Source organism: Secundilactobacillus mixtipabuli, assembly GCF_002217925.1.
In the GTDB taxonomy this organism is placed as follows: Bacteria; Bacillota; Bacilli; order Lactobacillales; family Lactobacillaceae; genus Secundilactobacillus; species Secundilactobacillus mixtipabuli.
This window is the reverse complement of the sequence record NZ_BCMF01000004.1, coordinates 50,420-70,321: the sequence shown is the minus strand read 5'-3', so window position 1 is coordinate 70,321 and position 19,902 is coordinate 50,420. Positions and strand designations below refer to the sequence as shown.

Sequence of the window (19,902 nt, the reverse complement as noted above, 5' to 3'; positions counted from 1 at the left end):
ATAGGGGTAATCAAATTATTGGAGATGCAGACCAAATAAGGCAACTTGCAAGAGTCCTAAACTGCCCAGCATAATCAGCCAGTCCCACCAGCGAATGCGGATTTGCTTGAAGTAGGTACGAGGAGCACCCTCAGAAAAGCCATGAGAAGTCATGGCTTCAGCTAAGTTTTCCGACCAGTCTAACGAAGCTAAAATGGCCTTGAAATAAAGTTGAGGTGACCAGATATGCAGTGCCTGCCCGCGCATGTTACCAGCTGCCCGGATAATATTAACTTCACTGACGATTTTAGGTAATAGGTTAAAGGCACCTAAAAAGCCATAGGCAAACTTGCTGGGAATGTGGGCGTTTTGTTCCAAAGACATGACCAAATCAGAAACGGAAGTTGTTAACGTTGCTGCAGAGCCGACGAAAACGTACGCGTAGATACGGGTAAAGAGAACCAGTGCAAAGTGAATACCGGCATTGGACTGCAATAAAATAGCGAATGCCAGAGCAAATGCTGGAATCAAGGGCACAAAGAACAAGAGTGCCAAGCGTTTTAGATTGGGACGGCTGCTGAGGATGATGATTAAGCCAATTAAAGCTAATCCAACATTAACCATCCAAGTATTGGTGAAGGAAATTTCAAGGGCAATCAGGACTGCCAATAAGAATTTTAAACTTGGGTTCATGCCAATCCCTCCACATACTGTAATTGCTTGTTTTCCAAAGTGACGTGGTAGTCGATTAACGCGTCGAGGCCAAACAGCTGATGACTGACGATGATCATGGTTTGGTGACAATCGTGTGCCACTTGCTTCATGATGGCCATAATGGTTTGCAGTGAGTTAAAGTCAAGTCCGGTGAATGGCTCGTCAAAAAGGAGGACGGGCGTTGCCATCATTAACATTTCTAAGATCTGTAATTTCTTTTTTTGACCGCCGCTTAATGTATAAACAACGTGATCTTGAAGCTGATCAAGGTGAAGCTGCTTTAAAAAGTCAGCCAATCGGTCTTTGAAGTAATTCTGTGCCTGACTATTCTTTAACGACAGCGCTAATTCTTCTGCTACGGTGACGTTTAAAAACTGCTGATCAGCATCTTGAAATACCAAAGCAACCTGAGAGAAAAGCTGCTTATTACGGATTTTAGCAATCTCTTTTTGCTGTAATAGTAGCGAGCCATCATATTGATGAAGTTTAGCAATTGCCATCAGAAGCGTTGATTTGCCAGTCCCATTGGCTCCCGTTAACAGTGTGATGTAATGTTTAAAAAAGCTGATATCTGGCTGTTTTAATAGCGTTGAAGTACCGGCAGTCAAACTGAGTTGGTTACCTTGAATGGTCGATTGATCTGTAGCTAGTGGTAAATTTAAATGCTGTTTTGAGGTGTCTTGCCGATTAAAGCTAGCCATTTTTTGATTGGCTGCTTCCTGATCTAACAGAACAAGTGAATCACCCGTTCTATTAAGCACAAAGAGGTGGTCAATGTATTGATCGTAGTCTTCAAGGTCATGGTCGGAAATAAGAATCGTTTTGTGTTCTTCACGCTGAAGCCTTGAAAGCTTAGACAGCAGTAGTTGACGGGCAACCGGGTCAACGCTGGCGAACGGCTCATCCAGTAGGATGGTATCTGCTTGCATGGCAATGATGACGGCCAAGGCAACCTTTTGTTTTTCACCGCCAGACAAACTGTTTAATTGACGGTGGCGAAGCTGGCTGATTTCGACGTACTCTAATGCCCGGTCTACTCTAGCCATCATCTCGGCTGGTGGGACGCACTGATTTTCCAAAGCAAAAATGAGTTCCCGTTCAACGGTATCCATGGCGAACTGCTGATTAGGATTTTGAAACATCATTGCCACGAGCTGACCGCGGTCACGTTCCGGAATATCCTGAATTTTAGTATCATTTAACCGGACTTCACCAGCGGTGACAATGCCACCGAATTTTGGATAAAGACCACTAATAATTTTCATGAGGGTAGATTTTCCTGAACCGGAAGGACCGGTTAAAAGGGAAAAATCGCCACTAGGAAAATTAGCTGAAAGATCGACTAATGTGAGTGGTTTTTTGCCATCTTCAGTCGGATATGAAAATGATAAGTGATTGACTAAAATAGTTGCCATGAAGTTACCCCAATTCTAACGAGTTCGTGATTGCATCAAATGTGTCCGATCGAGTAGATTAACAATGGCTTTGGCAAGAACACCGGCAAAAATCCAGGTTGAGACTAAGCGAATAATAAAGAGGGCAATCAGCAAACCGATGTGATACTGCGCGTAGCCGTTTCGAATCATATCCCAACCAAAAGTAACGATGGTTGTGGTGAGCACACTCAGATTTAGGCTAAACCAGTCGTAACGTTTGTAACCCGTAAAAGCGAAGCCCAATTCTGAAGCGACTCCTTGTACGACACCTGAGATCATTGTGCTGGCACCCCATTGACCGCCGAGAAACATTTCGACAACGGCACCTAAAAATTCACCAAGGGTAGCGGAGCCGATTTTTTTGAACAGGTAACCAGCCAGTGGACCAGCCATGACCCAGATACCCATTAAGATATCATTAGCAGCGGGACCTAAGCCAACTGGTGTTAGAGCAACAGTCAGGATATTATAAACGGGACCAACGATCCAATAAATGACACCAAAGAAGATCGCAATTAAAGTTAATAAAATAATGTCACGTAAATGCCAAGCATTTGAATATTTCATGCTGAAAAGCCTCCATATAGTTTGTTGCTAAACCTTTTCTGTACAAAAAAGAGTCAAAGATAAACAGCTATTTTTGACTCGTCCTTTTGGCTTTTTAATTAAAAAATAAATGCATTATGCTCCCTTCGCTGGCATTAACCAGATCAGGTTCAATGGGTGTGTATCTCAGCCAAAAGGCACCCCAGATAACGTTTAGTTCATGTTTAAGTCTACACGGAGTGGTCTAGATTTGCAAGCAAGCGAACCATTGGAATCAAGGCCTAAGCGCGCCCTAATTTCTTGAGGTTTGGAATGGTCAGCATGGTGCAGAGACTGATGATGTAGAGGACTGACAGGAAGCCCATGACTACGATTAAGCTATAGTGGTCCATCAAAAAGCCAATCACCACGCTGGAGAAACCGCCGATTGCACGGCCGATGTTAACGATGACGTTGTTAGCTGTCGAACGAATTTCAGTTGGGTAGAGACGGGAAATGACCGCACCGTAGCCACCGAACATGCCGTTTGAGAAGAAGCCCAATACGCCACCAGCTAATAGCAGAGTGATTTCATTGACAGCTAGGGTAATGCTGAAGACTGCCAACGCTGAACAAACTAAGAAAATACCGAAGGCCAGCCGCGGGCCAAAGTAATCGAGGATACTGCCAAAGGTCATCATCCCAATACTCATGCCGACAATCGTTGCAATCATCCAAATTGAAGAACCGGAAACACTGAGGTGAAGTTTTTGCTGCATGATCGATGGTAACCAGTTCATTAGGCCAAAGTAGCCCGCAATTTGAACGATGACCATGACGCTCAATGCAATGGTTTGGTAGGCCAGCTTAGGTGTCTTGAACAGTGCACTGACGCGAACCCGCTTACTAGGATCCGCTTCGGCTTTTTTAGCAGCTAAAAACTCGTCACTTTCGTGCAGGTGACGACGAATGAAGTAGGTCAAACCAACTGGAATCAAACCGAATAAGAACAATGCCCGCCAGCCAAATGCCGGAATAATGAAGGCGGCGGAGATAGCGGCCAGAATTGCTCCTAGTTGCCCGCCAATTGCGGCAATTGACGTCATTTTACCAATCTTATGGTGGTTAAAGTTTTCGGCAATCAGCGTAATGCCGACACCGTATTCACCACCGGCACCAATACCAGCAATAAAGCGGCAGAGATAGATTAAAGTAATGCTGTTGGCAAAGTACATGGCAGCAGTGGCAAAAGCAAAAATAAAGACGGTATGTGAAAAAGTTCGTACCCGGCCAAAGCGGTCTGCAATGATACCAAATAAAATACCACCCACTAGCATGCCCAAATTAGTGATTGAAGAAATCAGCCCTGCCTGAGCACCGTTGATGTTTAAATCAGCGATGATGGAAGAAAGCGCGAAGGAGAGGAATAAAACGTCCATGTTCTCCAGTGCGAATCCAGCCGAGGTAGAAGCGATCGTCCACTTTTGGTTCTTGCTTAGTGCGTGGTGTCGTACAGTTGTTTCCATATTCAGTTGCCTCCAAAATAAGTGCTCACAGGCACTTGTTATTTTTGCGGTTATGGTCTCTAACCGTCGCTGGTATTGTGACATAGTTTATTGACGATTACAAGTACTTCTTGACGATGACTAGCAGACTGATGTAAACTCAATGCAAGATATCTTTAACTTAGCCCAGAGAGACTAACAAGTTTACGGTAGAAGACCACACTTTTGTGGCACCAGTGAACCGTTTAGCGCTCGAGCTAAACGGCTTTTTTGTGCAGAAAGGAGACTAACATGCGCCCCATTATTATTGCGTTAGACTTTGAAGACCGGGAACAGGTATTTCATTTTCTCGATCAGTTTGATCACCAGGATCAATTATTTGTGAAGGTGGGGATGGAACTCTTTTACTTTGAAGGGCCGAAGATTTTATTGGAATTAAGGAAGCGTGGTATTCAGGTTTTCTTAGATTTAAAACTGTACGATATTCCCAACACCGTGGAACAGGCAATGTACCAACTAGGCCAGCAGGAAGTTTCCATGGTGACCGTTCACGCGGCCGGTGGTGCGGAGATGATCAGTCGGGCGAAGAAGGGTCTGCTTCGTGGCAGTCAAAAAGCGGGGGTCAAACCTGCAAAACTGCTAGCCATCACTCAGCTGACTTCAACGTCTGAAGAACAGATGCGGACTGAACAGCTGGTCAATGCCAGTTTGACTGAGTCGGTACGCCACTACGCACAGCTGGCGGAGTCTAGTGGTGCTGACGGTGTCATTTCATCAGCGCTTGAAGACCCGATGATCCATCGTTCCACCAGTGATGAGTTTTTGTGCATCAATCCCGGTATTCGGTTAGCTTCAGACAGTGCCGACGATCAGAAGCGAGTAGTCACACCAGCTCAGGCTGCCAAGTTAGGCAGCGACGGTTTAGTCGTCGGCCGGTCAATCACCAAGGCGGCTGACCCAGTAGCTGCATATCAAAAAATTGCCAAAGAATGGGAGCTTTAACTATGACAGAAATTGCACGTCAAATTGCAAATGATCTTTTAGAAATCAATGCTGTGACTTTGTCGCCTAAGGAACCCTTTACCTGGGCTAGCGGTATTCAGGCACCAATCTATACCGATAATCGCCGGACAATTGCCTTTCCGACTGTGCGAACCCATATTGCGGACGGCTTGGCGACTTATATCAAGGCCAATTTTCCTGGTGCAACGGTCATTGCTGGTGTGGCAACGGCCGGGATTCCCCATGCTGCCATTGTGGCCGATAAACTTGAGCTGCCAATGAGCTACGTGCGGTCAAAGCCCAAGGATCACGGTACCGGTCAGCAAATTGAGGGGCAAATCTTAGCCACCGATAAAGTGGTTTTAATCGATGATCTCATTTCCACTGGTGGCAGTGTGTTAGGCGCTGCCAAGGCTGTTCAGCGCGCTGGGGCCGAAGTCCTTGGCGTGCTGGGAATCTTTTCTTATGAATTACCAGACAGCGAAGAGAACTTTGCCAAAGCAGAACTGTCCTTGCATACGTTGACCAATTACAGTACGCTGATTCAGTTGGCTAACGAAAACCACGACATTGATCAAGAAGAACTTGATTCGCTGCAGCAGTGGCGACAAGATCCGTGGCACTGGTTACCGACTCAAACTAAGTAAGCGACGGAGATGATTCGGCATGGCAATCAAATTAATTGCGACAGACATGGACGGGACTTTTTTAAATGACCAAAGTGACTATGACCATCCACGATTTCAACGGTTATTAACCAAGTTGCAGGAACACAATGTCCGTTTCGTGGTAGCCAGTGGTAATCAGTACCCGCATCTACCGCAATATTTTACGGGCTTAACTGGTGAAATTACCTACTTGGCCGAGGATGGTGCCCATATCGTCTTAGATGAACAAACCATCAGTGAAGACGTGATTCCACAGTCTTTATTAGGTGGCTTTCTACGGTGGGCGAGGACGCAGCCGCTGTTTAAACAGGCCTGGATTCTACTTTCCGGCCGACAAGCAGCATGGACGGAAATGTTGGCCACTTCAAAGCGGTTTAAGCAGTCCAGTTATTTTTACGGTAACTTGACGCACGTGATGGATCTGACTGAGGTAACGGATGCCATTTATAAAGTTGATATTACCTGGCCTTCCTTTGATGTTTCTGCTCAAGAAAAACTAGTTAACCAGGCGTTTGCTGGTAAACTACGGGCGACCTCCAGTGGGCTAGGCGGCATTGACGTCATTTTGCCTCACGTCAATAAGGCGTACGGGTTGGCCAAACTGCAAAAGCATTGGCAGATCAGCTATGCTGAAACACTGGCATTTGGAGATAGCGGCAACGATTTGGAGATGTTGCAGCAGGCCAAGTATGGCTACGTGATGAAAAACGCGCCTGAATCCGTCAAACAGCAAGTTAATTTAATTACGCCGCTGACCAATAATGACAGCGGCGTTCTTGCCGTGATTGAAGATTTCCTCAAATAGGCCAAAATGGGGTATACTGAACCTATTGTGAAAAATTCAACAACGAGGTGGATCAGATGATTAAATTAGTAGCCCTGGACTTAGATAATACGTTACTAACGAATGATAAAAAAATCAGTCAAGTAAACGAACAGGCGTTAAAAAAGTTGATGGCAAAGGGTGTCAAAGTGGTATTGTGCACGGGCCGGCCGATCAATGCGATTTGGCACTATATTGAACAGCTTGGCTTAACGAACGACGATGACTTTACGATCACCTTTAATGGTGCGTTGGTGATTAATAATACCAGTCGTGAGGCTTTGGCTAAGCAGGGGCTTACTAAGACCGACCTAGTACCGCTGCACGATTTTTGTGAGGCTAAGGGATTCCCAATGGATGTTTTGGATTTTGATCAGGTTTATCCTGTCACTGATTTAGTGAAATCCATTTATCAACTGGGTGGCGGCATTAAGTTTGCACCGATGACCTTTGATAAATTGCCTGATCACCTTTATGCCAAAGTTGTTGCTGCTCAAGAACCAGCAGTCTTGGATAAAATGATTGCTGCGTTGACGCCCGAGCTCCATGAACAGTATCATATTGCTCGTTCGCAGCCGCATATTCTAGAATTTCTAAGCACTACTACCGATAAGTCGGTGGGCTTGCATGCGTTGTTGCAGCATTTCGGCTGGGATGAAAGTAATCTCATGGCGTTTGGGGATGCTGAAAATGATGCAGGAATGCTCAAAGCAGCTTCCGTTGGGGTCGCTATGGCTAACGCGATTCCCGAAATTACGGCAATCACGAATTACCATACCGGTACCAATGAAGAAGACGGTGTGGCAACCTTTGTTGACGAGTATTTTAAATTAAGTTAATGGGTTAAAAAAGAGGCGCTTGATTTTCCACGCAGGAAATCAAGTGCCTCTTTAATCGTTATTTAGGGCTATTAGTTCTTAGCAAACAGGCCAGTTAAGTATTTCATGAAGGTTGCTAAGTAACGGTCAGCATCAACGTTGATACCAACATTGACGTTGGTCTTTGGTTGATCCAAGCGAGCTTGGTCACCAATTGTCCGACCGTAAGTTTCTTTATCAGTTGAAACGAACATGTTCAGTCCAAGAGTGGTAATGAAACTAGGATCTAAGGCAACACCAACGGCAAGTGGGTCATGCAGGGCACAGCCAGGAACTTGTGGGTTGGTTTCTTCGTAGGCTTCGATGTAGTAATCAACGATATCAGCGAAGGCTGCACCAGCTTTGGTGTTTAATTCACGCCATTGAGAGGTTTCTTTACGGGTCAATAAGGTCCGTAATGTGACATCCAGGCCAACCATCGTCAACTGCATTGGACTGGTGAAGACGGCGTTAGCAGCTTCGGCATCTTGGTTGATGTTGGCTTCAGCATAGGCGTTAACATTACCTTCAACGGTTAAAGCACCACCCATGAAAGTGACGTTACCAATTTCAGTTGCAATCTCAGGTGCTTTTTCCAGTGCTTTAGCCAAGTTGGTCATTGGACCAGTTGGTACTAAGGTCAAGTCTTTACCATACTTTTTAACGGAATCGATTAAGAAGTCGACACCTGAAGTGGTTTCCAATTGACGTTTAGGTTCTGGCAGTTCAACTTGACCAATCCCGTTTTCGCCGTGAATCCGTGCACTGACCTGCATCCGGTCAAAGTGGTCACTTGTAAGGGAGTGACTTTCACCAAGGTAAACAGGTACGTCAGTTGCACCGAGTAATTCCAAAATCTTCAGTGAGTTGATACCGCCATCTTTGACGTAGACGTTACCGTATGAGCCAATGATACCAATTAAATCAACATCGGGTGCTGCTAAAGCGTAGGCGATTGCTAATGAATCGTCAATACCAGTATCCAAATCCAAAATCATCTTTTTTGTAGCCATCAGAAAACCTCCATCGAGCAACTTATACCGAGTTACTCTTTGATATTATTGAAAGCGCTGCACTATACTCTTTAATGATAAGTGATGAGCAAATGAAATACAAGAAAATTACGTGCTAATTCAAGCATATTCACCATTTGGTTCGGCGGATGTGCTTAGTAGCCTGCTTGGGTATCGCTACTGGTAAACGGTTACCTGTGGTACAATATTTTTGTTCAACACATGAGAGACCCATGATTTTGGAGGTAATAATGACTCAAAATTTATCAGAAGAACAATTAAAAAAGAAGCGTCGAGAAAACCTCCTGGATGATGCGACCAAAGAACTGAATGAATGGACGGGGGATGACACAGCCGTGGAAATTCACGTTTTTCGGATGTTCTCAGAGGTTTTTAAGCGCCACAATAAGGATGATGCGGACGCACTCTTTATCGTTGGTACCAAAACAACCACACCGAGTTTATCCGAGGTCTCCTCAGCGCCGGTAAAGCCTTGGGTCTTTTCTAGGGTATTGGCTTTATTGGGATTAAGTTTTGCGTTACTGACAATGCTATTTTTAGTCTTTCACAGTAATAAGGCCGTTCCTGGAATGGTGTTTATCGGTTCATTAGCGGTACCATTTTCCCTAGCAATTATGTTTTTTGAGATCAACGTTTACAAGAATATTTCTGTTTTCCAAGCGACGGAAGTCTTTTTAATTGGCGGGATCGCGTCGCTAATTGCGACAATGGTTCTTTATCAGCTAATTCCGTCGGGTAATGGGGTGGATTTAGTCTCCGCTTTAACCATCGGCTTTATTGAAGAGACGGGTAAGCTACTGATTATTGGCTACTTTATCAATAGTTTTCGAGTGAACTACATCTTCAATGGCATGCTGATTGGCGCTTGCGTGGGTGCAGGCTTCGCTGTTTTTGAAACTTCCGGCTATACTGGTGAGTTTGGCTTGGTGACGTTATTCGTCCGTAGCTGGCAGGCCATTGGGACGCATACCATTTGGTCAGCGCTGATTGGTGCCGCCATTATTCTGGCGAAGGGCCGGCATAAGCCGGTGCAGGGAAAAACCATGGTTCGACCGAAATTTTTGCGCTTTTACGTATTAGCCGTTTTGCTCCATGCCGGTTGGGATTGGCAAGCACCAACGCCATTGCTTGCCGACTTCGACATTCAAAAATGGCTGATTATCATTGCTGGCTGGATTGCAATCTTTGTTTTGATCGATGCTGGCCTGCGTGAGGTACGAACGCTTCAGGGGCAGCATATTATTAATTAAATTGGATAGAGGGGTGTCAAGGTTGGATAAACAGTATGATTTAACCATTATTGGTGGCGGTCCGGCTGGTATTTTTGCCGGGTTTTACGCCGGTTTGCGGGAAGCTTCTGCACAACTGATTGAAAGCTTACCTGTTCTAGGTGGCCAAGTGAGTGCTTTGTATCCGGAAAAACGGATCTTGGATGTCGCTGGGATACCTGATATTCAAGCGCAACACTTGATCAATAGTCAGGTGGAACAGTTCAAGCAGTTCCCAATTGAATTAAAAACTGAACAAACCGTCACTAATATTGAAAAGACGGCTGATGGCTTTGTTGTGACAACACCGACTGAGGTCACCCATTCGAAAACGGTGTTAATTGCGGTTGGTAATGGCTCATTTTCGCCACGGCCACTGGTCATCGATAATGTGAAAGAGTTTGAGGGTAAAAGCCTCTTTTATGCGGTCACTGATCTTAGCCACTTTAAGGACCACCGCGTCCTCATTGCCGGTGGGGGTGATTCCGCTTTGGATGAAGCACTCATGTTAGAGCCGGTTGCGAAGTCGGTTCACCTCATTCATCGGCGGAATGAATTTCGGGCATTGGAACATACCGTTGCTCAGGTCAAGGCTTCAACCATTGACGTTCAAACACCGTACATGATCAAAGCCATTGAAAAAACAGCTAATGGCATGTTAGTGACCGTTAAAAAAATGCGTTCGGAGGATGAAACCGAAACGTTTGAGGTTGATGATGTCATCGTCAGTTACGGGTTTACTTCAGATCACAAGACCGTTGATGGCTGGGACATCGATTTGGCAACGGAACACCGGTTATTTAAGGTCAATTCACAAATGGAAACCAGCGTGCCCGGCGTCTACGCGATCGGTGATAGCGTGACGTATCCCGGCAAGCAGGCGCTGATCGCCACCGCTTATGGCGAGGCACCGATTGCGGTCAATTCGATTATGGTAGCGTTGTATCCAGATCGTCGCGGACCAATGCACTCATCTTCAATTATTCGTCAAAAGTAATGGCGTTAGCAACTAAGTATTAAAGAATAGAGGTTGTGCCATAAGTCTATATCGACAAATATTCTAATCAATTTTTTAATTAAAACTCGTTAGGATTATCCTTTGGTTCGATACTTCAATATAGCCTAATCATGCTTCAAAACTCAGATTCCGGCCATTTAAAGTAAAATATGCCTACCCCGACAAAGTTCGCCGGGATAGGCATATTTTACTTTAAATTCTGGAATCTACCGAGTTTTGTCACACACTCTATTTGTCACCACTGTTGGCATCCGGGTTCGTAATCTTGATCCGGTTGGTGTCAGTGGATTTATGATGCAATTCTGGGGCATTGGTCTTGTACTCTGACTGAGTGGATTTGTTGCCATTCTCACTGAAGAGACTCGTTGACTTACCCTTTAAGCGGCGTTCAATGTTAATTTCCTTGCTTAACCCATTGGCATAGTTGTACTTCGCGGGATTAACGGGTTTTAGCCCTTTCGGATGGTAAAAACGCAATAAATTCTTCTGGTTAAGTGAATCAGAAAGACTGAGCTCTAATTTGACTTTAGCCTGCAGTTTATCGATTTTAGCCTGCAATTTCTTGTTGGGATGCAGTTCCTGGCCGGTCTTGTTATCGTAAATTACATCTGAAAGGCAAGTGTACTTTTCACTGACCCAATCTTCATTTCTAAAGGCGACCACGGTATCGTGGTTCTTCGAAAATAAATCAGTCCCAAACTGGATGTAATGCTTCGTGCTGATTCCCAACAAATGCAGCAGTGTCGGCAAGACGTCGATTTCACCGCCATAGGTGTGGCTGATGTGGCCACCCTTTGTGCCGGGCATATTGAACATGAGGGGTACCCGCTGGAGCTGAGCATTATCAAAATCGTTCCAGTCGTCGGGATTCTTCCCAAGGACTTTAGCTAAATTAGTGTTCTCTGAGTTAGAGATTCCATAATGATCACCATATAGAACAACGATACTCTTCTTGTCCAAGCCCGTTTTGTGCAGGTAACTGTAAAATTCCTTGATTGACTCGTCCAAATAATGGGCAGTCATAAAGTAATGATCGACCGTTTTATCGCCAGTATTAGGCCCCTTAAAGCCATCATCCTGGTCTTCCTTATCAAGCGAGAAGGGGAAGTGATTGGTGACAGTCAAATACTTCACGTAAAATGGCTGCTGCAGGTGTTCTAGGTACTTCACGGAGTCGTTGAACAGTAACTTGTCCTTCAGCCCGAAGCCCAGCGATTTATCACCCGAAGTATCGTAGTAACTGGCGTCAAAGAAGTATTGATAGCCCAGATTCTTATAGGTAATGTTTCGGTTCCAGAAACTGGCCACGTTACCATGGAAAACGGCACTGGAGTAACCGCCCTTTTGTTTCAGAATTGAGGGTGCCCCTTGGAAGGTATTATCACTGCCAAGCTGCGCAAATAATGACCCTTGAGGTAATCCGTACGTGCTGGTTTCAAGCATGTTTTCAGCATCACTGGTCTTTCCTTGGCCAACTTGATGGAAGAAATTATCGAAGGCGTAGGTCGATTGACTATGGTAGATTTTGTTTAAAAATGGTGTGACTTCTCTGCCGTTGACTTTTTTGTCAATCATGAATTGCTGGAAGCTTTCCAAGTGCAAGACAATCACGTTTTTGCCCTTTGCCTTACCATAATAGGCTTGATTAGGCTTGGCATAATGCTTATGCACGAATTTCAGGATGTCCGTTAATTCGGATTTCTTAGCCGTTGCACGGACATCACTGTTATGCTGAGTTTTGGCACCGTCGTAAATGGTAAAGGTATCCAGGCCAAGATATTTGACGACGTAAGCTCGGTCAAACGTTTTAGTGAGTAACTGCGGCCGGTTCATTTCACTCACGGCCATTGTGAGACCGAAAGCTAAAAAACCAAGGGAAGTAACGGCAAAGCCTGCCCGCCAGTTTAGCTTGTGCTCATCGGTCTTGATCCGTCTGGTCACCAAGAGGCCGACGATGATCACTAAATCAAGCCAGAAGAAAAGATCGTGGAAGCTGGTTAAGGCCACTGAACTGCCACTGAGCCCTTGATTGACTTTGTTGTATCCCAGCATCGTTGCCACAGTCATAAAGTCGGTAAACTCGCGGTAGTAAATGACATTGAGATAAAGCAGGACGGTATTGAGAATATCTAGTACAAGAATTGACGTGTAAAACAGTCGCGTACGTTTGATGTAAAGCGCTAGACTGTAGAAAATGATTGCAGTAGGTATTGGATTTAAGATATAGAGAATGAACTGCAACGGATCGTTTAAAGTTACCCGAAAATCAACGAAGTACGCTAGCAGTGTTTTTAACCAAAAACAGACCAGTAACAGGGTTGCGAAACCCAGCCGTGTATCCGTTTTTTGCCATAAGCGCTTTATGAACTGCAAAATAATGACTCCTTTTAACGATGTATTAATGTTCATTAGTTTAGCAGACTTTCAGGGGTTATGCCGAATTAGAAGCAAAATTTATTAAAATGTAAGAAGTCGAGCAGCTTCGTTAGCGCTTCCATTTTTGTCCTTTAGTTCGTTTCAGATGGTGATATACTGGAATTAACTAAAGAAATGAGGTGTCAATCAATGACTAAACTCAATTTGTACGTTGTGCGTCACGGACAAACCTATTTTAATATTTACAATAAATTACAGGGCTGGAGTAATTCGCCGTTGACTCAAAAGGGAATCGATGGTGCGGTTGCCACTGGTAAGCGGCTCGCTAACATTCACTTCGACGCGGCTTATTGCAGTGATACGACCCGGGCAATGGATACTGCTAAATTAATTTTGAAAGAAAATCAAGCTTCTGAGATTAAAGCACCGCAAACGGCGATGTTCTTTAGAGAAGAGTTTTATGGTTATTACGAAGGTAACGATATGGCCCAAGCTTGGTACTTAGCCGGGGCACCTCATGGCCTGCCAACGTTTAAGGACATTGTAACCAAGTATTCAATTGGCAAAGCCAAAGATTATCTGAAGGAAGCCGATCCGTTCCATCAAGCCGAAAATAATGACGAGTACTGGGCAAGAGTGGATCAAGGCTTTGATTTGATTCGGCACAATCCTGATTTGAAAGATGGCGATAACGTTTTACTGATCAGCCATGGGAACACGCTGTTAAGTTTGATGGAACGTTTTGGTGGCGGTAAGTACGACTTGACCGTGCGTCCAGCCAATGGCAGTTTGACTAACTTAACGCTGACGGATGATGATGTGATTGTGGAGAGCTATAACAAGTAAGAAATAGTGTTGAGCGTTTAGAGCATAAATACAAAAGGACGCCTGCCAGAATCCCATTTATTAGGGATTCTGGCAGGCGTCCTTCTGCGTTTGTTCTAGTTATCCGCCCAGCTCAAATCGCCATCATCACTGAAGTCAACGCCTTGCTTAGCGTAATAAGCCATGACTTCTGGCCGTAATGATTCAAATTTCGGTGGCAGTCCTAAGCTATTCCCCAACGTTAAGATGGGTTCGTCCAAGCTGAATCCTGGAGTAGGCGTTGCCAGTTCGATCCGGTTATCGCCTGGTTCGCGAATGTAAAGACTCTTGAACCAGCCACGATCGCGGTACATTTCAATATCCCAGCCCTGTTCTTCAGCCAAACTGTAATAACGTAACAGTTCAGCTTCGTCAGCAACCTTTAAGGCAACGTGGTCAATGGAGCCACGACCGAACCGCGTGATCTGGCTAAAGTCAGTTGTTGGCACGAGCTTGATTTGCTCAGCGCCTTCTAGCTCAACCACGTTGTTAGTGACAGTGAGGTTGAGCAGTTTTTCAAAGAAAGCTTGTGAGGCACTCACGTCTGGGACGTGCAGTTCAGTCCCGAGAAAACGGCTGATCTGATATTGCGGGTCGATGCCATTATTAGGGACGATTTGCCACTCTGTTAGTTGCTGATCAGTTTCAACCAGAGTAACCGGGATTTGATCGGGATCATCAAACTGAAGGCCATCGCTGGTTTCAGTCACCGTGATACCTGCATTAGATAAACGCTCATTCCAAAATGATTTGCTGCCCGTTGGAATTGCTAATCGAAAACCGTTAATAAAGTGGTTGCCATCGGTTCGGTGACCTAATAGGGGTAATACAAAGAAAGTAATAACGGAACCGGGTGTGCCTAAATAATCGCCGTAAAACAAGTGACGAATATGAATGTTTTCCTGATTAACAGAATTCTTGACCAGTCGCAAGCCTAGAATATGCGTATAAAAATGAATGTTTTGTTTAGCGTCTTTGGTTAAAAGTGAAATGTGATGTGTTTGCACGACTGTCGCCTACCTTCGTCTTATAATTGCCCCAAGTATAGCATAGTGATCCGCGATGTCTGAGTAATTCGCTTAGGGTATAATGGAGGACATATGAGGAGTGTGAATGATGAAAATTAAATCAGCAGATAACACCACTAGCCAGGTGTACGCGGATGCAGCCGGCATTCGTAAGGCTGTCTTTGTGAATGAACAGGGGATCTCAGCTCAGTTAGAATTTGATGGGCTGGATGATCAAGTGACCCATTACGTTGGTTACGTTGATGACCAGCCGGTGACGACGGCGCGAATCCGGCTTGACGGCCAAACGGCTCATATTCAGCGTGTCGCAACCTTAAAAGCGTTTCGGTATCACGGGTACGCCCTGGCACTATTAAAGCAGGTCATTGCACAAATAGACGCCAGCGTCAGTTTAGAACTAAACGCCCAGGCAACCGCGATTGGGTTGTATGAGCAGTTAGGTTTTAAGCAAACAGGGACCCCATTTGAAGAGGTCGGCATTAAGCACATCAAGATGGTTTTGAAACGTGCTTAGTGGGACGAAAAAAGCTTCATTACCAGTACTACTGGCAATGAAGCTTTTAGATTATGTGTGAATTAATTTTGATCAGTTGCGCTGAAATCAGTAACGTGTGCGTAACCAACAACGTGCCACCAAGGTGCATGAACTTTTTCAGTAACCACACCGCGGTTTTGGGCATCAATCATTTTACCGTTGCCAATGTATAGACCAACGTGGCTAATGCTGCGAGTGCTGTAACCGAAGAAGACTAAGTCACCTTTTTGAACGTTGGAACCACTAACATGCTTGTAAGCATTGTACTGTGCTTGTGCTGTTCGTGGAATGGTGATCTTGGCTGCTTTTTTGTAAACGTAGCCGGTAAAGCCGGAGCAATCAAATGCATAAGGACCAGTTGCGCCCCAAACATATGGCCGACCCAATTTACTCTTAGCTGTTGTGTAGACGGAACTGTAATCTGCGTTTGTACTTGCAGCGTGAGCAGTTGTTACTTGTGCGCCTGCAACCGCGAAACTAAAGAACGCTGCTACAGCAATCATACTTTTAACGATTAAATTCTTCATTGAATAACTAACCCCTAACTTATCCGGTTTTTATGTACAATAATTAGTGTACGTGTTAATTATTTCAGTTATGTAACAAAGTAATGTCAATGAGGTTAAACAATTATTTTTAAACTGTAATTTACGTAATAAATTCACAAATCGACTCAAATGGCTGATTATCTCAATAATTTAATCAGTGTTCTTTACTCGATAGGTGAAAATGTGGAATAATAAGGGAGCAAAACCTGAGAGGCGGTTATTAAATGAAGTATCGAATTCCTAATTTAGTTAACTTCGATAAATTTGTATTTCGGATCGGTGAATTAAGTCGAATGACTGGTGTCTCATCGCGTCAACTTCGTTACTGGGAGCAGCGCGATTATATCTCAGCCATCACTCGGGATGATCAAAACAAAGCACGCGTTTATGATTTTCACACCTTTATTCAGGTCAGTATTATTAAACGGCTGCAAGATGAGGGTTACCGGCTTCCAGCAGCGGTTGAGAAGATGCGGAGTATCCAAAAAGAAATCGCACTTTCGCGGGAATTCTTCAAGGCTGCATTTGATGGGGTTGAAGTTATCGATGGCCAGTTGTATTTAAACCTTGGTTACTTCGATAAAGCGAAGACTAAGGTCTTGTATGGCCGTTATGAAAATGGCGAAACAAGCTATGAAGTTCGGCCGGTTAATAAAGACTAACGAGGTTGTGTCATGAGTCTATATCGACAAATATTTCAATCAATTTTTTAATTAAAAATCGTTAGGATTATTCTTTGGTTCAACACTTCAATATAGACTAATCGTGCGTCAAAACTCAGATTCCGGCCATTTAAAGTAAAATATGCCTACCCCGACAAAGTTCGCCGGGATAGGCATATTTTACTTTAAATTCTGGAATCTACCGAGTTTTGTCACACACTCTAATTATCTAGCATGCCGCTTCAAATGAGGTCGCTTTGAAGGCAACGTGATCGTTAATTTACCAATGGCTGTCACAATGATTGGTAGGATAATATCAAAGATCGCCATTGCAAACACGATGATCAAGCCAGCTTGTGTCAGTGGTGCGAAGTTCGTACTGAACAAAACCAGGCAAATAATAATCGTGGTAAAGACTTGATAACGAATGATTTGACCAAGGGAGCTAACGCCTGGCAATAACCAATCCAGCATGCCGTTTTCTTTAAACCGGTAACTGATGGCGAGCTGAATTAGCAGACTGACACTGATCACTAGCAGGGGAACAAAAGCAATCAACGGCACCTGCCAGTTGAAACTTGGGTCGCCCGACATGAAGTGGTTGGTTAGCTGTGCTAATTGGGTACCACCCATGATAGCGAGTCCCAATGTCGTTAGCCAATAGATTGGTTGAAGAACCGAACCGCTTAAGAGTGCGACAATCAGGAAGGTAATCAGGCTAATGGTCAGGATAAGCCAACCGAGGTTTGCTTTCAGCGAATGCTCAATGGTGTCTTGGACCACTGGTTGCCCCGTATAAGCAACTTTAGCTTTACTGAGTGAAGTGCCTTGTAATTGCGTGTTAACTTCTGATTGCAGCTGTTTAATCGTTTTCGCATTGTTAGAAGTAGAAGCGGAGTTCTTCAGATAAACTTGTAGCTGAGTCGTTTTATAGTCTTGGCTAGTGTTGCTGAGCAACGATTGCTGGAACTGCACGCCAGTCAATTGCTCAGGAGTAATGTAGTAGACTTTAGCAGCATCAGAAGCCTGTAAAGCAGACAGATAGCTGTAGATATTGTTATAGGACTTGATCAAGCCCTTTAAGCTTGTGGTTGTTTTCTTTAAACTGCTTTGAACGGATGAAACTTGAGAAGCATAGTCTGAAACGCTGCTTTGAACGGCTTGGCCGTCGTTACCAGCAGCGGTGGCCTCATCGTTAAGGACCCGCATGTTACTGGCAACAGTTTGGAGCTGGCTGCTGACTAGGTTAAGTAACCGCTGGTAGTTTCGAACACGCGAAGAAGCTGAGGAACTCTGTGAAACACTCGCACGGCCGGCAACTTGTGAAACCTGTGACCGAACGGTGCTGGTATCATCTGACAACCGGGTTGCTTTTGAAACCAGACTGTCCAGTTTGTCAGCTGAATCGCTAAGTTTCACTTGGCTCAAGTCTGAACTGTTGCCTTTAAGATCTGATTGGAGCTGTGAAAGCTGATCCGTGGCACCCTTGAGTGTCATATTCATTTGACTTAATTGACTGTTAACGTAGTATTCATTCATTGGCTGGCCGTTGGGCTGTGTCAATGAAGTGACACCAGCAACACCGGGCATTGATTTTAATTTAGTAGTTAAATTATCAATCTGCAGTAATGCTTTTTCGTTGTCGACACGGTCTTTACTACGAACGTAGACCGTAACTGGCGTAGCTTTTCCTTCACCAAAGTGAGCGTTAAGGACCCGCATACCGGCGATGGCCTCGTTATTAGGCGTAACCGTCTTAGCAGCTGAGAAGTTCAAGTTATCCCGATACATAATGGCAAATGGACCAACAATGTAGAGGACAGCAATAATGGCAATGAATGGTTGCCAGAGGCCGAAACGAGCCATCCAGTTCCAAAAACGGTGTGGCCGTGAAGGCAAATCAACAGCTGGCCAGAAGAAGCGTTCGCCTAAAAGTTGCATGAAAATGGGTGCAATGGTGTAAAGCCCAATAACCGTAATGATCGTCACTAAGGCTAAACCGGACATTGCGCGCAGGGTTGAAAAACGAAAGGCGTAAAAACTGGCAAAGATGATGGTTAACGTGCCACCGAGAATCGCTAAGAAATTCCGAATCGAGTGAACGCTATGAGTGGTGGCGTCAGCTGGGTCTTGACCATCAGCGATGCTTTGTTTAAAGGCGTCAAAGAGGTAGTAGTGACCCAACGTGCCCAAAATCAAAGTTAGCAAAAGCGTTAATAATGGCAAATATTCAGAATATGGGAAGCTGGTATGACCGGCTAAGTTATTGATGAGTCCCAAGGACACGGCGTACATCATCAACATGGATAAAGTTGAGATCAGCGGTGCAATCAAGGACTTAAAAATAACCCCAATAATGAGTAGACTGAGAATGAACCCTAGAATTGCAGCCAAAGTTGTCACGTGGCTAATATTTTCGTTAGCCGCGTCGTTGACTAATTCAGGACTGGTCAGATAAGTTGATAGGCCAGCAGTTCGAATTTGGGACCGTAATTGTTTAGCGATGACCCGGGAGTTACCCTGATTTTGAGCAATCGCTAATTGAACGGTCTCTGTGGAGCCATCCTTAGAATAGAATTGACTTTTGGCCGTCGGGTTGGTGACCATGGTTTGAATGGACAAAATCCCATCAGCTTTTTCTTTTTCAGATAAACGCTGAACGGTTTTATCGATGCTGGCCTGTTGAGTTGCAGTCAGCTTACCATGAGGATTATTGAAAACCACTGTGACGCGGTTGGTACCCGAAAGGCTTCGTCCCCAAGTATTCTGCATACTTCGGGCGATCATTGGCTGGCTGTTGTTAGCCAGCTGTGGCTGACCCTTGGTTTGAATCAGATCAGAGGTGTTAGGCATCATGACGATAGCAACAAAGATTGCAATGAGCCAAAACAGCAATGAAAAGATTCGTTGGTTGTGTAACTGACGTATCCGCTCTTTCATTGAATAATATCTCCCTTAAAATGTCGCCTCAAAGGCGCATAACTATAACTACTATACTAACATAGCCGATAGGGGTTTGTATTTCAATTCCTAAAAATGAAATATTTAACAATTAAGCGC

At 44.6% G+C, this 19,902-nt stretch carries 18 protein-coding genes and 1 riboswitch; of the genes, 9 read left to right on the top strand and 9 right to left on the bottom strand.

Annotation, left to right across the window (positions count from 1 at the left end):
* Nucleotides 1-15: 15 nt before the first annotated feature.
* The 4 genes from IWT5_RS04205 to IWT5_RS04190 all read right to left on the bottom strand — a co-directional run bounded on the left by IWT5_RS04205 (nt 16) and on the right by IWT5_RS04190 (nt 4,180).
* Nucleotides 16-672, bottom strand: a complete 657-nt coding sequence (locus IWT5_RS04205) for an energy-coupling factor transporter transmembrane component T family protein (protein WP_089108713.1) — start codon at nt 670-672, stop codon at nt 16-18.
* A complete protein-coding gene (locus IWT5_RS04200) occupies nt 669-2,108 on the bottom strand; it encodes an ABC transporter ATP-binding protein (RefSeq protein WP_089108712.1) in 1,440 nt (479 codons plus the stop codon). The genes IWT5_RS04205 and IWT5_RS04200 overlap by 4 nt, the downstream gene beginning before the upstream one ends.
* Nucleotides 2,109-2,123: 15 nt before the next feature.
* Nucleotides 2,124-2,696 (bottom strand): ECF transporter S component, encoded by a 573-nt coding sequence (locus tag IWT5_RS04195; protein WP_089108711.1) that lies wholly within the window; start codon nt 2,694-2,696, stop codon nt 2,124-2,126.
* A 102-nt stretch (nt 2,697-2,798) separates the two neighbouring features.
* A riboswitch (TPP riboswitch) is annotated at nt 2,799-2,890 on the bottom strand.
* Between the two features lie 66 nt (nt 2,891-2,956).
* On the bottom strand, nt 2,957-4,180 hold the full coding sequence (locus IWT5_RS04190) for an MFS transporter (RefSeq protein ID WP_089108710.1): 1,224 nt from the start codon (nt 4,178-4,180) through the stop codon (nt 2,957-2,959).
* Nucleotides 4,181-4,450: 270 nt separating this feature from the next.
* Between IWT5_RS04190 and pyrF the strand changes: the two genes are divergently transcribed.
* The 4 genes from pyrF to IWT5_RS04170 are packed head-to-tail and all read left to right on the top strand — an operon-like array spanning nt 4,451 to nt 7,491.
* Nucleotides 4,451-5,161, top strand: coding sequence for an orotidine-5'-phosphate decarboxylase (gene pyrF, locus IWT5_RS04185; protein ID WP_089108709.1), 711 nt, complete (start codon nt 4,451-4,453; stop codon nt 5,159-5,161).
* A gap of 2 nt (nt 5,162-5,163) precedes the next feature.
* On the top strand, nt 5,164-5,808 hold the full coding sequence (gene pyrE / locus IWT5_RS04180; protein WP_089108708.1) for an orotate phosphoribosyltransferase: 645 nt from the start codon (nt 5,164-5,166) through the stop codon (nt 5,806-5,808).
* Between the two features lie 19 nt (nt 5,809-5,827).
* Nucleotides 5,828-6,634 (top strand): Cof-type HAD-IIB family hydrolase, encoded by an 807-nt coding sequence (locus tag IWT5_RS04175; protein WP_089108707.1) that lies wholly within the window; start codon nt 5,828-5,830, stop codon nt 6,632-6,634.
* Between the two features lie 56 nt (nt 6,635-6,690).
* Entirely contained in the window at nt 6,691-7,491 is an 801-nt protein-coding gene (locus IWT5_RS04170) for a Cof-type HAD-IIB family hydrolase (protein WP_089108706.1), read from the top strand.
* 71 nt (nt 7,492-7,562) lie between these two features.
* On the opposite strand, the gene IWT5_RS04165 is transcribed toward IWT5_RS04170, so the two are convergent.
* On the bottom strand, nt 7,563-8,522 hold the full coding sequence (locus IWT5_RS04165) for a nucleoside hydrolase (RefSeq protein ID WP_089108705.1): 960 nt from the start codon (nt 8,520-8,522) through the stop codon (nt 7,563-7,565).
* Nucleotides 8,523-8,773: 251 nt separating this feature from the next.
* Between IWT5_RS04165 and IWT5_RS04160 the strand changes: the two genes are divergently transcribed.
* On the top strand, nt 8,774-9,793 hold the full coding sequence (locus IWT5_RS04160; protein ID WP_089108704.1) for a PrsW family intramembrane metalloprotease: 1,020 nt from the start codon (nt 8,774-8,776) through the stop codon (nt 9,791-9,793).
* 22 nt (nt 9,794-9,815) lie between these two features.
* Nucleotides 9,816-10,808 (top strand): NAD(P)/FAD-dependent oxidoreductase, encoded by a 993-nt coding sequence (locus tag IWT5_RS04155; RefSeq protein WP_225360218.1) that lies wholly within the window; start codon nt 9,816-9,818, stop codon nt 10,806-10,808.
* A gap of 249 nt (nt 10,809-11,057) precedes the next feature.
* Here the strand turns inward: IWT5_RS04155 and IWT5_RS04150 are convergent, their stop codons facing one another.
* Nucleotides 11,058-13,193: an LTA synthase family protein gene (locus IWT5_RS04150; RefSeq protein ID WP_191981285.1), complete on the bottom strand. Its 2,136-nt coding sequence runs from the start codon at nt 13,191-13,193 to the stop codon at nt 11,058-11,060.
* Nucleotides 13,194-13,394: 201 nt separating this feature from the next.
* Here IWT5_RS04150 and IWT5_RS04145 point away from each other — a divergent pair, with 201 nt between their 5' ends.
* Nucleotides 13,395-14,051: a histidine phosphatase family protein gene (locus IWT5_RS04145; RefSeq protein ID WP_089108701.1), complete on the top strand. Its 657-nt coding sequence runs from the start codon at nt 13,395-13,397 to the stop codon at nt 14,049-14,051.
* Between the two features lie 95 nt (nt 14,052-14,146).
* On the opposite strand, the gene IWT5_RS04140 is transcribed toward IWT5_RS04145, so the two are convergent.
* Nucleotides 14,147-15,076: a VOC family protein gene (locus tag IWT5_RS04140; RefSeq protein ID WP_089108700.1), complete on the bottom strand. Its 930-nt coding sequence runs from the start codon at nt 15,074-15,076 to the stop codon at nt 14,147-14,149.
* Nucleotides 15,077-15,185: 109 nt separating this feature from the next.
* Between IWT5_RS04140 and IWT5_RS04135 the strand changes: the two genes are divergently transcribed.
* Nucleotides 15,186-15,611: a GNAT family N-acetyltransferase gene (locus IWT5_RS04135; RefSeq protein WP_191981278.1), complete on the top strand. Its 426-nt coding sequence runs from the start codon at nt 15,186-15,188 to the stop codon at nt 15,609-15,611.
* Nucleotides 15,612-15,673: 62 nt separating this feature from the next.
* Here the strand turns inward: IWT5_RS04135 and IWT5_RS04130 are convergent, their stop codons facing one another.
* Entirely contained in the window at nt 15,674-16,159 is a 486-nt protein-coding gene (locus IWT5_RS04130; RefSeq protein ID WP_089108698.1) for a C40 family peptidase, read from the bottom strand.
* A 245-nt stretch (nt 16,160-16,404) separates the two neighbouring features.
* Between IWT5_RS04130 and IWT5_RS04125 the strand changes: the two genes are divergently transcribed.
* A complete protein-coding gene (locus IWT5_RS04125) occupies nt 16,405-16,842 on the top strand; it encodes a MerR family transcriptional regulator (protein WP_089108697.1) in 438 nt (145 codons plus the stop codon).
* A gap of 225 nt (nt 16,843-17,067) precedes the next feature.
* Here IWT5_RS04125 and IWT5_RS04120 read toward each other — a convergent pair whose 3' ends face one another.
* On the bottom strand, nt 17,068-19,782 hold the full coding sequence (locus tag IWT5_RS04120; RefSeq protein ID WP_089108696.1) for an MMPL family transporter: 2,715 nt from the start codon (nt 19,780-19,782) through the stop codon (nt 17,068-17,070).
* Nucleotides 19,783-19,902 lie beyond the last annotated feature (120 nt).